A 14058-nucleotide genomic window follows, 5' to 3' on the forward strand; every position below is an offset into this window, starting at 1 on the left:
TTACGCAGTTCGTTCAAGCGATCCGAACCACCTTCGGCAACAGTGTTGCCTTTCAGACGATCCGAGCCATCAGCGGCGACGGTGTTGCCTTGCAGGCGATCCGAGCCATCAGCGGCGACGGTGTTGCCTTTCAGACGATCCGAGCCATCAGCGGCAATGCTGTTGCCTTGCAGACGGTCGGAACCATCAGCGGCGACGCGGCTTTCGATCAGGCGATCCGAGCCGCCTTCAGCGACGACGGGTTGAACGGAGGTGGCGGCGAAAGCGTTTACTGCGAAAACCGAGAAAGCGATGCTGAGAAGAGTTTGGCGTTTCATGATCGTGCTCCGGGGTGTTATTGGTTGGTATGGAGCGGATGTTACGCCGAGGATTTTTTATGAGAACTTCATTGACGTGATGGTGAACATCGACGGCGATGATGGTTGCCCAAACCCGCAGGTCAGAGCACTTTCACCGCCCGGCCAATGGCCTGGATCGGCCCGGTGGGCTTGCCGATCGGCGAACCGTTGGCGCCTTCCAGCGTCAATTCGAACAATTGATTCGGTTGCAACGGCGGCAACTTGTCCAGTGGGATCGACAGCGATTGGCCAGGCTTGACCAGCCCCAACGACACCGGCCCTTGCCAGCCATCAGCCTTGGTCCAGAACTCCAGTGCCTTGTCGGCCGGCACCTCGACCGCGCCGAGCGCAATCAACTGAATCTCCCTTGGGTTGCTGGCCTGGATCACCCAGCCCGGGGTGTTGTCCTGCGGGGCGACCAGCACCACCAGATAACTGGGTTTTGGCGTGGTCTGGGTCAGCAACAATCCGCCCAACACCAGCGTTGCCACCCACCCTGCGGCACTCAGGCCGCGCCACAACGCCAGGAGGTTCCACCAGGAGGTTTGCTCTGTTGTCGATCGATTGCCCGTCAGTCGCTCGACGCTGCGTTCGATGCGCTGCCACAACGGTGCCGACGGCTGTTGTGGCTCGGCAAAATCGGTCAATCCCAACAATCGCCGCTCCCACGAATCCACGGCTTCGCGCAGCAGCGGTTCATTGGGCAGGCGACGCTGCACCTCGGCACGTTGTTCGGCCGAGAGTGTGCCCAGCACATATTCGCCGGCCAGTTCGTCGCGTTCGGCTGCCGATTCGGTGGTCATCCCATGCACTCCCGCAACGCATTGAGGCCGCGCTTGATCCAGGCTTTGACGGTGCCCAGCGGCGTGTCGAGACGCTGGGCGATCTGCGCGTGAGTGAAACCGTCAACATAGGCGTGAAGAATGCAGCTGCGCCGCTGTGGCTCCAGTTGTTCCAGGCAACGATGGATGCGCGCCGAATGCGCCGAGGCGTCGAAAACGTCATCCTCTGCCAGCGCTTCGTTGTCATCGCGCAACGGGGTTTCCCGACCGTGCTTGCGCAGCGCGTTCAACGCCAGATGCCGGGTGATGCTGAACATCCAGCCCCGAGCGGAACCCCGCGCCGGATCGAACCCGGCGGCGCCGGCCCAGATCTTGATAAACGCGTCATGGACGATGTCTTCCGCCAGCGCCGTGTCACGCACCAGACGTTTGGCCACGCCGAGCAGGCGCGGACTTTCCTGCACGTACAACTCGCGCAGGGCCGCACGCTCGCCTCGGGCGCAGGCGGCGAGACGGGATTCATAATCGAATGACACGGGTTCGGGTAAAGACATGCAGTGCAATCTAGCTCACATCCCACAAAACAACATAACCCCCTGTAGGAGCGAGCCTGCTCGCGAAGGCGTCGTTTCAGTCAATTAATACGTCACTGATCCACCGCTATCGCGAGCAGGCACGCTCCTACAGGTTTTACGTTTTCGGTGGACAGTCAGTTCGCCGCCCAGAAAATGTAATCCGCCTGGTATTTCACGACTTGCTGTTGGCCTTTGTTTGCCGCTGTGCACGGCGTGCCCGGGGCCACGCCGCCCTTGAGCGCGACGCGCTGGATATAGCTGACGCCGCTCATGGCGCCTTTGCCTTCGGCGGGATTGGCCTTGACCAGTTGATACGGCAGGTTGCCCGCGCTCGACGGAGCGACCGCCAACTGAGTTCCGGTGATTTTCGAACCGTCCTGAGCCTGCCAGGTGGCCGGCGGTCCGAAGTAAGTGCCGACCTGCTTGCCGCTGCGATCATTGAGCACTGCTTTCGGGCCGACAAACGTCCACTCGGTCTGCCCGGCGGCGTTGGCTTTGTCGCGGCATTCGTAAGTGATCTCGCCGACACCGGTCGTCTCCATGGCGACCTTGTGGCCATCCGGCACCTTGATGCTGTCGGGCACGCTTTGAGCAAACGCGGCGGGAACGGTGGCGAGCAAACCGGCGAGGCAAATCAGCTGTCTGGTGTTCATCAGTGACACTCCGAAAAGGGTAAACCGCAGGACAGCCAAAGAGGGCTGTTATGGGTACTACCCGCGACGAGGCGATCTGGATGCAGTGCCCCAAAAAAAACGCAAATCCCCCTTTAGGAGCTGTCGCAGGCTGCAATGTTTTGATCTTCACAGGAACGCGGAGCGTCCCGAGCTGCTTTCCTGCGCGGAGCGTGGGAAGGATCACAAGATCGCAGCTTGCGGCAGCTTCTACACGGTTAGCGGGACGTACGGATGTTGGGCTCGGCAAATATCTTGTCTACTCTGTGGCGTGGGTTTTGAACGTTGGGAGGAGGGGTTATGTATCAGCTCTACGGACATCGCAACTCCGGCGCGGCGGCCATTGAGGCGGCACTTGAGCTGTGCCAGATCGCTTACCGTTTCATCGATACCGAGGCCAGCACCGAGGCCGCCGAGGCATTGGCCGAACTCAATCCCTTGAAACAGATTCCGACCCTGCAGTTGCCGGATGGCAGCGCGATGACTGAAAGCGCGGCGATCCTGATTCATCTCGGGCTGACCTTTCCCGCGTCCGGTCTGCTGCCGACCGAGGCTGCCGACCGCGATCAGGTCATTCGCGGCCTGACGTATATCGTCAGCAACAGCTACGCGGCCATTGGCATCATCGATTATCCGGAGCGCTGGCTATTGAAGCCGGACGAAGCCTCACGGCAAAACCTGATGGCCGGTGCCCGCGAGCGGTTGCATTGGAGTTGGGAGGTGTTTGCCGATCAGTTTTCCGCCGAGCTGTATCTGGACGACGAAACGCCGGGGGCACTGGATGTACTGGCGGCGGTGGTGACGCGCTGGGCCGGCACTCGCGAACATCTGCGTCTGGCGCGTCCGGGTTTTTATGCATGGCTGCAACGCATCGACCGCCATCCGGTGCTGGCACCGGTCTTCGCCCGGCATTGGCCGTCCTGAATCCGGAAAAACCCGCAGGAGTGAGCCTGCTCGCGATTAGCGGTGCATCAGTCGACTGTTAAGTCACTGATCGATTGCCATCGCGAGCAGGCTCACACCTACAGGGGATCTGCGGCGTTTATTCCCCGCGAATGTACTGCTCAAGCTGCTGAATCAGCTGTGCCTGTTCGGCGATGGCTTCTTTCACCAAATCGCCGATCGACAACAGGCCGATCAACTTGCCGTTCTCTACCACCGGCAGGTGACGCAGACGCTTGTCGGACATGATGCCCAGGCAAGTATCGACCGTCTGATGGGTGTCCACGGTAATCACCGGCGAGACCATGATGTCGCGCACCGGCGTGCCTACCGAAGAACGCCCGTGCAGCACCAGTTTGCGCGCGTAATCGCGCTCGCTGATGATGCCCAACACTTCTTCGTTGTCGACGACCAGCAGGGCGCCCACGTTTTTTTCCGCCATCTTCATCAAGGCTTCGAGCACCATGTGATCAGGTTTGATCTGGTGCACTTCCTGGTTTTTCTGGTCTTTGAGCTTGAGCAATTGGGCGACGGTTTTCATGGCGGTTACTCAGGTGTTGTCGTTGTTGTTGAAGCATCGTAGACGCAAGCCCGCAGAGCAACCCTGTAAAGCGCCCGAAATCACGCAAAAAACGTCATTTGGCGGTTTTTTTTGCGATGCCGACACCTGTCGACCCACGGCAACCGGCCCGACCCACCACAATGCCGCGTAGAATGCGGCCCTTCATTCAACTTTCGAGACCGTAGCGGTGGATTTACAGCAGGGCTTTGTCCTGACCCGGCATTGGCGCGATACCCCCGCCGGCACCGAAGTCGAGTTCTGGCTGGCGACGGACGCCGGGCCTCGGCGCGTTCGTTTGCCCCATCAGCCGTCCGTCGCGTTCATCCCCGCTGAGCAGCGTGAGCAAGCCGAACGGCTGCTGCACGACGAAAAGAACGTCGAATTACGTCCCTTGGAGCTAGCGGATTTCGAGCATCGCCCGGTGCTTGGCCTCTATTGCCAGCAGCACGGCCAGCTAATGCGTCTGGAAACCGCGCTCAACCGCGCCGGCGTCGAAGTATTCGAAGCCGATGTGCGGCCGCCGGAGCGTTACATGATGGAGCGCTTCATCACTGCGCCGGTGTGGTTCGGCGGTACGGCGGATGCCGATGGCGTGTTGTGCCAGGCGCAGATGAAACCCGCACCCGACTATCGACCGTCACTGCGTCTGGTGTCGCTGGACATCGAAACCACTGAGCGCGGCGAGTTGTACTCGATTGCCCTGGAAGGCTGCGGCGAACGTCAGGTGTACATGCTCGGCGTGCCCGGCGATAGCGACAGACCAGTGGATTTTGACCTCGAATACTGCGATTCGCGCACGCTGATCCTGAAAAGACTCAACGAGTGGTTCGCCCGCCATGACCCCGACGCGATCATCGGCTGGAACGTCGTGCAATTCGATCTGCGCATCCTCCACGAACATGCCCGGCGCCTCGGCGTGCCCCTGAAGATCGGTCGCGGCGGCGAAGAAATGCAGTGGCGCGAACACGGCAGCCGCCATCACTTTTTTGCATCAGCGGCAGGACGGTTGATCATCGACGGTATTGAGTCCTTGCGTTCGGCGACCTGGAGCTTCCCGTCGTTCAGCCTGGAAAATGTCGCGCAGACTTTGCTCGGCGAAGGCAAGGCAATCAACAACCCGTACCAGCGCATGGACGAGATCAACCGCATGTTCGCCGAGGACAAAGCGGCGCTCGCCACCTACAACCTCAAGGACTGTGAGTTGGTCACGCGGATCTTCGCCAAGACTGAGTTGCTGACGTTTTTGCTGGAGCGCGCCAGCGTTACCGGATTGGCAGTGGATCGCAGCGGCGGTTCAGTCGCCGCGTTCACTCATTTGTACATGCCGCTCATGCACCGTCAGGGTTTCGTGGCGCCGAACCTGGGCAGCAAACCGGCCCAGGCCAGCCCGGGTGGTTTCGTGATGGACTCGCAGCCGGGGCTGTATGAATCGGTGTTGGTGCTCGACTACAAAAGCCTTTACCCGTCGATCATCCGCACGTTCCTGATCGACCCGGTGGGGTTGATCGAGGGTTTGAAGCACCCGGAGGACGCCGATTCGGTGCCGGGGTTTCGTGGTGCGCGTTTTTCCCGCACGCGGCATTGTTTGCCGTCCATCGTCGCGCGGGTCGCCGAGGGCCGGGAAACCGCCAAGCGCGAGAAAAACGCGCCGTTGTCCCAAGCCCTGAAAATCATCATGAACGCCTTCTACGGCGTGCTCGGCTCCAGCGGCTGCCGGTTTTTCGATACGCGACTGGCGTCATCGATCACCTTGCGCGGCCACGAAATCATGCTGCGCACCCGCCAGTTGATCGAAGCCCAGGGCCACGCGGTGATTTACGGCGACACCGACTCGACCTTCGTCTGGCTGCGTCGCCCGCACGGACAGGAGGAAGCCGCAGACATTGGCCAGGCGCTGGTCAAACACGTCAACGACTGGTGGCGCGAGCACGTTCGTGACGAATACGGACTGGAAAGCGCCCTCGAACTGCAATTCGAGATCCACTACAAACGCTTTCTGATGCCGACAATTCGCGGCGCGGAAGAGGGCAGCAAGAAACGCTACGCCGGCCTGGTGACCCGGGCCGACGGCAGCGATGAAATGGTCTACAAAGGCTTGGAAACCGTGCGCACCGACTGGTCGCTGCTGGCCCGGCAATTCCAGCAGGAGCTCTATGAGCGGATCTTCCAGCGCAAGCCGTATCAGGATTACGTGCGCGATTACGTGCGCAAGACCCTGGCCGGCGAGTTCGATGAACGACTGATTTACCGCAAGCGTCTGCGCCGCACCCTCGACGACTACGAACGCAACGTGCCGCCCCACGTTCGCGCGGCGCGACTGGCCGATGACTACAACGCCGAACACGGTCGCCCACGGCAATACCAGAACGGCGGCTGGATCAGTTACGTCATCACCCTGGCCGGGCCGGAGCCCTTGGAAGTCCGGCGTGCGCCCATCGATTACGACCATTACATCACCCGGCAACTGCAACCGGTGGCGGATGCGATCCTGCCGTTTGTCGACGACGATTTTTCAACCCTGATCGGCGGGCAACTGGGCCTGTTTTGAGTCCAGCAGCTGCAGTGTCCATTCGTCCGGGATGCCGTGGAAATAACGATCCAGCGCTTGATGAAACGGACTGCCGTCGGCGCTGAACTGGGCGAACAGGGTGATCGAAGAGTGGAATTTCAGGTCGTCCGGGTGACCGAAAATCTGCACCACGGATTGGTGCTCGATGTTCAACACCTTTTGCGTGCAGAGGCGCAACCGAGCGCCGAGCAATTCATCGTCGAGATAGGCCCGGGCTTCGTCGGCCGAGCCGATGGCATAGCGCCGGGACATCTCACTGCCGCCCAGCCCGGCGATCTGCGGGAACACAAACCACATCCAGTGGCTGCGTTTGTGGCCTTCTTCGAGTTCGCGTTGAACCCGTTCGAACACCGGATCCTGCGCCTGGACGAAACGTAGCAGGTTGAAAGGGGCGTGCTGATCAGTACTTCTCATGGGCCGCGCCCTCTGACAGAACAGCGGTGGCTCAAACCATGGCCAACCGTTGCTTGCGTCGTGGCGCCGGGAACGCTTGCTCCAGCGCCGCCAGATCTCCGTCATCCAGTACGAGCTGCGCCGCTTGTGCGTTGAGTCGCACGTGCTCCGGTCGCACAGCCTTGGGGATCGCAATCACACCATCCTGACGCAGAAGCCACGCCAGCGATACCTGTGCCGGCGTCGCATCATGACGAGCGGCAATTTGATTCAGCACTGGATCGGTCAGCATTGCCCCGCCCTGGCCAATCGGACAGTAGGCCATCAGTGGCAAATGCTGCTGTTGGCACCACGGCAGCAGGTCGAATTCGATGCCGCGTTCTTCCAGGTTGTACAACACCTGATTGGTGGCGCAAGCCGGGGAGGCGAGTTCCTGAAGGTCACCGACGTCGAAATTCGACACGCCCCAACGGCCGATTTTTCCGTCCTCGCGCAGGCGTTCAAAGGTTTCGACGGTTTCCTCCAACGGAAACTGGCCGCGCCAATGCAGCAGATACAGATCGATGTAATCGGTGTCGAGCCGACGCAGACTGCGCTCGCAGGCCTGCGGAATGCCGTTGCGGCTGGCGTTGTGCGGGTAGACCTTGCTGACCAGAAAAACCTGATCGCGGATGCCGGCAATGGCTTCGCCGACCACGGACTCGGCACCGCCCTCGGCGTACATTTCCGCACTGTCGATCAGGGTCATGCCGAGTTCGATGCCTTCCCGCAGCGCGGCGACTTCACGCTGATGCGCCGAACGGTCTTCGCCCATGCGCCAGGTGCCCTGGCCGATCACCGGAACCTGCACGCCTGCCAGTTCGAGGGTACGCATTCACATCTCCTTGCTAACGGTTGATACCTTGTGTGGGCAGCAAGATAGGCCACGGGTTCAATCAGGATCAAAAGCAAAAGATCGTCCGAGCGCGGCCCGAGCCTTCGGACGATCTTTTTATCTTTCTTAATGTTTACTTGGCAGAAAACTTCAACACCACGCTATGCGTATAAGCCTGCCCAGGATCCAGTCGCGTGCTTGGGAAATTCTTCTGGTTCGGCGAATCCGGGTAGTGCTGCGTCTCCAGGGTAAAGGCGCCCCAGTGCGGATAGACCTTGCCACCCTTGCCCTTGACCGTGCCATCCAGAAAGTTGCTGGTATAGAACTGCACGCCTGGCTCGGTGGTGAACAGTTGCAAGTGACGGCCGGATTGCGGATCGCTGACTTCGGCGGCGGGTTTTTTCACGTCGCCCTTGGCATCCAGCGCCCAGTTGAAATCAAACCCGCCCTGTTTCGGTTCGGCGAATTTCAGTTGCGGGTGATCAGCCTTGATGTGCTGGCCGATGGCCGTTGGTTGGGTGAAGTCCATCGGCGTGCCGGCCACTGGGGCAAGTTCGCCTGTCGGGATCAGTTTGGCGGTGACCGGGGTGTAGTGGCTGGCGTGCAGGGTCGCGACTTGCTTGAGGATGTCGCCATTGCCCGCGCCGGCGAGGTTGAAGTAACTGTGGTTGGTCAGATTGAGCACCGTCGGTTTGTCGGTGCTCGCCTTGTAGTCGATGTGCAGCTCGTTGTTGTCGTTGAGGCTGTAGGTCACGGCGGTGGTCAGGTTGCCGGGGAAGCCCATTTCACCGTCTGCCGAGACATAGGTCAGGGTCACGCCCACCGAATCCTTGCCCTTGGTTTCTTCAGCCTTCCAGACCTTTTTGTCGAAGCCCTCGGTGCCGCCATGCAAGGCATTCGATTTGTCGTTCTGCGGCACTTGATAGCTTTTGCCGTCCAGTTCGAACTTGCCGTCGGCGAGGCGATTGCCAAAACGGCCAATGGTCGCGCCGAAGTACGCGGTGCCTTTCTGGTAACCCTGTACATCGTCGAACCCGAGCACGACGTCTTCCAGTTTGCCTTGCTTGTCCGGCACCAGCAGCGATTGCAACGTACCGCCATAGGTGATGACGGTGGCTTGCATGCCGTGGCTGTTGCGCAGAATGTATTGCTCGACAGGCGTGCCGTCATTGGTTTTGCCAAATGCTTTGTGCTCGCTGGACAACCCGGCGGCATGAGCGGAGAGGGAAGCGATCATCAGGGACAGTCCGAGGCCGGAGAGAAGGTGACGGGAGGATTGCATGGTTTGATCTTCCTTTTTTTTGTTGTTTTTCACATACGCCCCCCTGAGGGAGCAGCCTGCGGCAGCTCCTACACGCGGACTAGTCATACTATTTTGGTGCTGAGTGAAAATTTATAGCTGAAGAAACGTTTATTGCAAAGATAAAGTCCGACTAAATGCAAGATGAAAAAATCATCACCGCACTTTTTCGCAATTGTCGGCTCTATGCATTGCCAGGTTGCGGTGACCCTCGCCGCACAGAAACGTGTCCGTTAAAGAATTCATGGTTCCAGCTTTTACCCAGATCGCTGTTTCATTGCGCCGTGTGTGTCTGCCGCTGGTGTGCCTGTCGACGCTGTTTGTCGGCGGTTGCAGCCATCAGGACGGTAACGACCTCATTACTCAGTTTCGACAGGGCAAACCTCAGGAGTTCCTGCAAACCAGCGTCGATCGCATGGCGACTCTGGCGATGCGCGACAACCTCGACAGTCTCTATCTGCTGATGGGCAAGCTGTATCTGCGTAATCCGGACGAGCTGAAAAAATCCGGCTTTCTTGATGTGAAGATCGCCGTCCAGCAAGTCCGTCAGGCCGTCGAACAGCAACAACCGCTGCCGACCCTCGGGGGCAAAAAGGATCTGGCGGCGCTGAGCTATGCAATGAGTCCGGAGTTTCTGGGTGACCGGGTCGGCGCCTTCATTTATGCGATTGGCAGCATGCTGGTCACCGCTCATGGCAATCGGTTGGAGTTTTATATGACCGATGCGATCAACCCGACCTTCGTCAACAATGCCGCGCGCAACATTGAAAAGGCCACGTGGATTCTTTCTCAGCGGCAGAATAAGGAAGGCCAGCCGCTGCTGTTTTCCAATGAAATTTCGGAGGAGGGCAGTAATCTGAGCTTCGCCACTGAGTTCGGAAAGATCGTCGCCCGGCTGGATCTGATCACCCAGATGCTCGATGAGCGCTACCGGCGCATCGGCCTGAATTACGCGCAAAGTCTGCTGTTTTTGAATTTTTTGCCGGTGCAGTGAAGCAAGTCGGGTAGAGTGGCGATCGGATTTTTTGTATACAACTCGTCACCATTTTTGACTCAAAGGGAGCTGCACCCGTCATGACCGACCCCGCAAGCGCCGACTACGCCCACCTCGAAGCGGCCACCCGCAGCGACCGGCTGCCCTACGCCGCGCTGCTGGCGTTCGCCATGACCGGGTTCATTGCCATCCTCACCGAAACCCTGCCAGCGGGGCTGCTGCCGCAGATCAGCGCCGGCCTCGACGTCAGCGAAGTGCTCGCCGGGCAACTGGTGACGCTGTATGCGCTGGGGTCGATTGTCGCGGCGATTCCCCTCACCGTCGCTACCCGTGGCTGGCGTCGGCGGCGGGTGTTGTTGATGACGGTCGGCGGGTTTCTGCTATTCAACACCATCACCACGTTTTCCACGCATTACGGTCTGACGCTGGCGTCGCGGTTTCTCGCCGGGATGGCGGCAGGGTTGTCGTGGGGCATCATGGCCGGTTACGCGCGACGATTGGTGCCGGTGCATCAACAGGGCCGGGCGCTGGCGATTGCCATGTTGGGCACGCCGGTCGCGTTGTCGCTGGGCACACCGGCAGGCACCTGGCTGGGCAACGTGATCGGCTGGCGCGCCTCGTTCGGGATCATGTCGGGGCTGGCGCTGGTGCTGTCAGCGTGGATCGTCCTTGCGGTGCCTGATCGCCCGGGGCAAGGCAACGCCGAGCGTTTGCCGCTGCTCCAGTCCCTAAAGCTGCCGGGTGTGCGACCGGTGTTATTCGTAGTGCTGACCTGGATGCTCGGCCACAACATTCTTTACACCTACATTTCGCCGTTTCTTCTACAGGCCGGTCTGGCTGAGCGGGTCGATCTGGTGCTTCTGGTGTTTGGCCTGTGTTCGCTGGCAGGAATCTGGATCATCGGTTTGCTGGTGGATCGCTGGTTGCGCGGATTGGCATTGATCAGCCTCGCCGTGTTTGCGGCGACCGCGCTGGTGCTGGCGGTTGCCGTGCCGTCGCCATGGCTGATCTATGGGTGCATGGCGGTGTGGGGCTTGTCGTTTGGCGGCTCGGCCACGTTGTTGCTGACAGCGGCGGCGGATTCGGCCGGGGATCACGTTGATGTGGTGCAAGCGATGCTGACCACCTCGTGGAACGTGGCGATTGCCGGCGGCGGGTTGTTCGGCGGTGTGCTGCTGGATCAGGCGGGGGCGATGTCGTTTCCGTGGGCGTTACTGATTTTGTCGTTGATCGCGCTGGCCACGGTGTGGAAAAACAGCAACCACAGCTTCAAACCCGGTCGACGCGTGCAATCCCTATAGGCGCTGCGGCAGAGGGAATCGATTCGGGCATAACGATAGACCGCATCGATATATGTGGTTATAAGAAAACTCGCTATGCTGCGGCCACATTTTTCCTGCGGTCTTTGTGGACGTCTTGATGGAATTGGCAAATTTCGGCCTGGTGATCGCCGGGCTGGTGGTAGGTTTTATCGTCGGCATGACCGGTGTCGGCGGCGGTTCGTTGATGACGCCGATTTTGCTGTGGTTCGGCATCAACCCGGCAACGGCCGTGGGCACTGACTTGCTGTATGCCGCCATTACCAAATCCAGCGGCGTGCTGGTGCACCGCAAAAACAAAAACATCGACTGGGCCATTACGGGATGGCTGACCCTTGGCAGCGTGCCGGCGGTGGCGTTGACGCTGTGGTTTCTCAGTACGCTGCACACGGCGCCCGAGGCGATGAACGCGATCATCAAGCAAGCCCTCGGGTTCGTGCTGTTCGCCACGGCGCTGGCGATTTTCTTCAAAAAACGTTTACTCGACTTCGCTCACAAACGTGCCGGCGGCAACTACAACCCGAGCGGCCCGCGCCTTAATGCGATGACCGTGCTCACCGGTCTGGTGCTCGGCACCATGGTCGCCCTCACGTCCATCGGTGCCGGTGCGCTGGGCACCGTCGCGCTGTTCATCCTCTATCCACTGCTGCCGACCCGGCGCCTGGTCGGCACTGAAATCGCCCACGCCGTGCCATTGACCCTGGTCGCCGGCCTCGGCCACGCGAGCATGGGCAACATGGATTGGGGCGTGCTGGGTTTCCTTCTGGTCGGCTCACTGCCGGGCATCTGGCTGGGCAGCCACCTGACCGGACGCATCTCCGATGAATTGCTGCGACCGTGTCTGGCGACCATGCTGTTATTGATTGGTTACAAACTGGCGTTTTGATCGCCCCGCGCCGCCTCGCTACTCTTGCTCACGACACGCTGCTTGATTCGGCGTAGCCCTGACCTAAGCTTTGGGCATGGCAGCAGACATTTGCCCGGCCCGCCCGGAACAAATCGCCATGGTGCGCAATCAGTAGAGCGTGGATAAGAAAAGGAGATGCGCATGCTCATCAGGTCATTGATCCTGACAACCCTGCTGGCGTTTGCCGGCCCGCTACTCGCCGCTGAAAACGATTCCCCGACGGCCGGGGACAAGGGTCGCGCCCGTCCCCTGATCGTGATTGCCTCCAGCACCGTCGATCCGGTGTGGGTGGGCCTGAAAAAATCACTCGACGACCCAGCCAACAAACAGGGGATTGCCGACCGCAACATCAAGGTTTACACCATCCTCAACATGACAGGCCAGCTCGATGGCAAGGATCTTGGCCAGCAAGACACCATGGCGCTGTTGCGTTCGTTGAAGCTGGGCGCCGGCGCTTATCCGAAGGTCTTTCTGGTGGGCAAGGACGGCGAGACCAAACTCTCGGCTTCCGGGGATGAGGCGAAGTCGGTCGACCTGAAGAAGATTTTCGAGACCATTGACGCGATGCCGATGGCCGAAAAAGAGGCGGCCGCCGCTGCCGTAGCTCCGGCGCCAGCCGCCGAGCCGGCACCGGCCAAAGGCAGCAAGCCTGCAAAACCCGCCAAATCGAGCAAGCCACCGGAAATGCCCGACGATTAAGGCAGAAACCGTCGAAACCTGTGGGAGCAGGCTGGCTCGCTCCAACAGGTTTTCGTATTCGCGGCAATGCTCCAGGAAAAGATCGCAGCCTGCGGCAGCTCTACAAAAAGCGCGTCAGGTAGCGGGTTTCAAATTATCGAGCATCCGGTTCACCGCCAATTCCCCTAGCATCACCACCTGCTGAATGCCTATCAGCCTATGACGCTGCGGCGTGCTCAACAGCCCGGCAAAATCGCTCAGCATCAGACTCGCCGAGGTCAGCGATTCACAGGCGTTGGCCAGCAGTTCTTCGTTGACGATATTTGGTGCGATGGCGTAGATCGTTGTCGGCGGCGGGGCGGGTTTCTGGTCGGGTTCGTCGAGGTCGGATGGCTTGAGGTAGTAATCAAGCGCGCGCTCGGCGCAGTCGTGGAATTTTTTGGAGTCGGGCGATTCGTAGGGGGAGGCTGGATCGGTGAGGGGCGGGTTGGGTGTTGGTTTGAACATGGCAACATCTCCGTGAATGATTGAGCCGCCACGACCTATCGCTAAACAAGTAAAGGTGGCGGCTGTACGCGGGTTAGCGATCCGGGTCACAGAAACCCCGGGTAGACCAAAAGGTCTCCCGCGCACAGCCACCATGACGTAATTGCAGACGAGAAAGAGCTGCAATGAGATGGGCATTGTTGCGTCTGTGCGGAGCCGGATCGCTAAACCCGATCACTGATTTGTCAGTGACCGGGAAACGATAAAGCCAAGGTACCAGGCGCACAAGCCGGCGGATTCTGGCGTAGCTGTAGGCAATGGCGCAAGGTGCTGTAGCTCTCGGGAAATAGTCTTAAACATGTCTAAACGTGAGCGCGAAATCAAAAGATCGCAGCCTGCGGCAGCTCCACGGAAATATGCGTTTCGCTTTAGGCGCTGCGATGGTTTTTCAAAATCAAAAGATCGCAGGTGCTGACAGCCACGCGCAACAAATTGCGCCACGCCGTGCGGGTGGTCAATCAGCTGTTTGAGGAAACCGGATCTACAGAAACATCCCGACAAGACCACGCTCGGGCCTATCAGCCGGGGCTTCACTTTCCTGGGAAAGTGTTACCCCGTCAAATAACCGTCTCTTATACACATCTCGAGCCCACGAGAGCTGGCTTCGG

Annotated in this window: 15 protein-coding genes; 6 read left to right on the forward strand and 9 right to left on the reverse strand. The window is 59.7% G+C overall.

What is annotated here, in order from left to right; genetic code table 11:
* The 4 genes from GIW69_RS25455 to GIW69_RS25470 all read right to left on the reverse strand — a co-directional run.
* On the reverse strand, window positions 1-317 hold a 317-nt coding region (locus tag GIW69_RS25455; RefSeq protein WP_236485534.1), incomplete at its 3' end, for a hypothetical protein.
* Between the two features lie 122 nt (window positions 318-439).
* Window positions 440-1141 carry an anti-sigma factor domain-containing protein gene (locus tag GIW69_RS25460; protein ID WP_236485535.1) on the reverse strand — a complete coding sequence of 234 codons (702 nt, stop codon included), beginning with the start codon at window positions 1139-1141 and terminating at the stop codon, window positions 440-442.
* A complete protein-coding gene (locus GIW69_RS25465) occupies window positions 1138-1674 on the reverse strand; it encodes a sigma-70 family RNA polymerase sigma factor (protein WP_236485536.1) in 537 nt (178 codons plus the stop codon). The genes GIW69_RS25460 and GIW69_RS25465 overlap by 4 nt, the downstream gene beginning before the upstream one ends.
* A gap of 155 nt (window positions 1675-1829) precedes the next feature.
* The gene (locus tag GIW69_RS25470; protein WP_236485537.1) at window positions 1830-2348 is read right to left on the reverse strand and encodes a DUF3455 domain-containing protein; all 519 of its coding nucleotides are present in this window, start codon (window positions 2346-2348) and stop codon (window positions 1830-1832) included.
* Window positions 2349-2666: 318 nt separating this feature from the next.
* On the opposite strand from GIW69_RS25470, the gene GIW69_RS25475 reads away from it, so the two are divergent.
* Entirely contained in the window at window positions 2667-3290 is a 624-nt protein-coding gene (locus tag GIW69_RS25475; protein WP_236485538.1) for a glutathione S-transferase N-terminal domain-containing protein, read from the forward strand.
* 118 nt (window positions 3291-3408) lie between these two features.
* Here GIW69_RS25475 and GIW69_RS25480 read toward each other — a convergent pair whose 3' ends face one another.
* Window positions 3409-3849, reverse strand: coding sequence for a CBS domain-containing protein (locus tag GIW69_RS25480; protein WP_236485539.1), 441 nt, complete (start codon window positions 3847-3849; stop codon window positions 3409-3411).
* Between the two features lie 208 nt (window positions 3850-4057).
* Here GIW69_RS25480 and GIW69_RS25485 point away from each other — a divergent pair, with 208 nt between their 5' ends.
* Window positions 4058-6418 (forward strand): DNA polymerase II, encoded by a 2361-nt coding sequence (locus GIW69_RS25485; RefSeq protein ID WP_236485540.1) that lies wholly within the window; start codon window positions 4058-4060, stop codon window positions 6416-6418.
* On the opposite strand, the gene GIW69_RS25490 is transcribed toward GIW69_RS25485, so the two are convergent.
* The 3 genes from GIW69_RS25490 to GIW69_RS25500 form a co-directional block, all read right to left on the reverse strand.
* A complete protein-coding gene (locus tag GIW69_RS25490) occupies window positions 6383-6853 on the reverse strand; it encodes a DUF1810 domain-containing protein (protein WP_236485541.1) in 471 nt (156 codons plus the stop codon). The genes GIW69_RS25485 and GIW69_RS25490 overlap by 36 nt on opposite strands.
* Before the next feature lie 31 nt (window positions 6854-6884).
* Window positions 6885-7706, reverse strand: a complete 822-nt coding sequence (locus GIW69_RS25495; RefSeq protein WP_236485542.1) for an aldo/keto reductase — start codon at window positions 7704-7706, stop codon at window positions 6885-6887.
* Window positions 7707-7839: 133 nt separating this feature from the next.
* Entirely contained in the window at window positions 7840-8988 is a 1149-nt protein-coding gene (locus GIW69_RS25500; protein ID WP_236485543.1) for an aldose epimerase family protein, read from the reverse strand.
* Between the two features lie 262 nt (window positions 8989-9250).
* Here GIW69_RS25500 and GIW69_RS25505 point away from each other — a divergent pair, with 262 nt between their 5' ends.
* From GIW69_RS25505 to GIW69_RS25520, 4 genes are all read left to right on the forward strand, one after another.
* Window positions 9251-10000 carry a hypothetical protein gene (locus tag GIW69_RS25505; protein ID WP_236485548.1) on the forward strand — a complete coding sequence of 250 codons (750 nt, stop codon included), beginning with the start codon at window positions 9251-9253 and terminating at the stop codon, window positions 9998-10000.
* Window positions 10001-10080: 80 nt separating this feature from the next.
* Window positions 10081-11301 carry an MFS transporter gene (locus GIW69_RS25510; protein WP_236485544.1) on the forward strand — a complete coding sequence of 407 codons (1221 nt, stop codon included), beginning with the start codon at window positions 10081-10083 and terminating at the stop codon, window positions 11299-11301.
* 118 nt (window positions 11302-11419) lie between these two features.
* Window positions 11420-12205, forward strand: a complete 786-nt coding sequence (locus GIW69_RS25515; protein WP_236485545.1) for a sulfite exporter TauE/SafE family protein — start codon at window positions 11420-11422, stop codon at window positions 12203-12205.
* A 162-nt stretch (window positions 12206-12367) separates the two neighbouring features.
* The gene (locus tag GIW69_RS25520) at window positions 12368-12925 is read left to right on the forward strand and encodes a DUF4174 domain-containing protein (RefSeq protein WP_236485546.1); all 558 of its coding nucleotides are present in this window, start codon (window positions 12368-12370) and stop codon (window positions 12923-12925) included.
* A gap of 114 nt (window positions 12926-13039) precedes the next feature.
* Here the strand turns inward: GIW69_RS25520 and GIW69_RS25525 are convergent, their stop codons facing one another.
* The gene (locus tag GIW69_RS25525) at window positions 13040-13411 is read right to left on the reverse strand and encodes a DUF6124 family protein (protein ID WP_236485547.1); all 372 of its coding nucleotides are present in this window, start codon (window positions 13409-13411) and stop codon (window positions 13040-13042) included.
* Window positions 13412-14058: the final 647 nt, after the last annotated feature.

The organism is Pseudomonas syringae (assembly GCF_021605415.1).
Classification (GTDB): domain Bacteria; phylum Pseudomonadota; class Gammaproteobacteria; order Pseudomonadales; family Pseudomonadaceae; genus Aquipseudomonas; species Aquipseudomonas syringae_S.

Bases quoted from the DNA above. Each gene is read 5' to 3' on its own strand.
- GIW69_RS25460 (WP_236485535.1), bottom strand. From the start codon at position 1,141: ATGACCACCGAATCGGCAGCCGAACGCGACGAACTGGCCGGCGAATAT.
- GIW69_RS25465 (WP_236485536.1), bottom strand. From the start codon at position 1,674: ATGTCTTTACCCGAACCCGTGTCATTCGATTATGAATCCCGTCTCGCC.
- GIW69_RS25470 (WP_236485537.1), bottom strand. From the start codon at position 2,348: ATGAACACCAGACAGCTGATTTGCCTCGCCGGTTTGCTCGCCACCGTT.
- GIW69_RS25475 (WP_236485538.1), top strand. From the start codon at position 2,667: ATGTATCAGCTCTACGGACATCGCAACTCCGGCGCGGCGGCCATTGAG.
- GIW69_RS25480 (WP_236485539.1), bottom strand. From the start codon at position 3,849: ATGAAAACCGTCGCCCAATTGCTCAAGCTCAAAGACCAGAAAAACCAG.
- GIW69_RS25490 (WP_236485541.1), bottom strand. From the start codon at position 6,853: ATGAGAAGTACTGATCAGCACGCCCCTTTCAACCTGCTACGTTTCGTC.
- GIW69_RS25495 (WP_236485542.1), bottom strand. From the start codon at position 7,706: ATGCGTACCCTCGAACTGGCAGGCGTGCAGGTTCCGGTGATCGGCCAG.
- GIW69_RS25500 (WP_236485543.1), bottom strand. From the start codon at position 8,988: ATGCAATCCTCCCGTCACCTTCTCTCCGGCCTCGGACTGTCCCTGATG.
- GIW69_RS25505 (WP_236485548.1), top strand. From the start codon at position 9,251: ATGGTTCCAGCTTTTACCCAGATCGCTGTTTCATTGCGCCGTGTGTGT.
- GIW69_RS25510 (WP_236485544.1), top strand. From the start codon at position 10,081: ATGACCGACCCCGCAAGCGCCGACTACGCCCACCTCGAAGCGGCCACC.
- GIW69_RS25515 (WP_236485545.1), top strand. From the start codon at position 11,420: ATGGAATTGGCAAATTTCGGCCTGGTGATCGCCGGGCTGGTGGTAGGT.
- GIW69_RS25520 (WP_236485546.1), top strand. From the start codon at position 12,368: ATGCTCATCAGGTCATTGATCCTGACAACCCTGCTGGCGTTTGCCGGC.
- GIW69_RS25525 (WP_236485547.1), bottom strand. From the start codon at position 13,411: ATGTTCAAACCAACACCCAACCCGCCCCTCACCGATCCAGCCTCCCCC.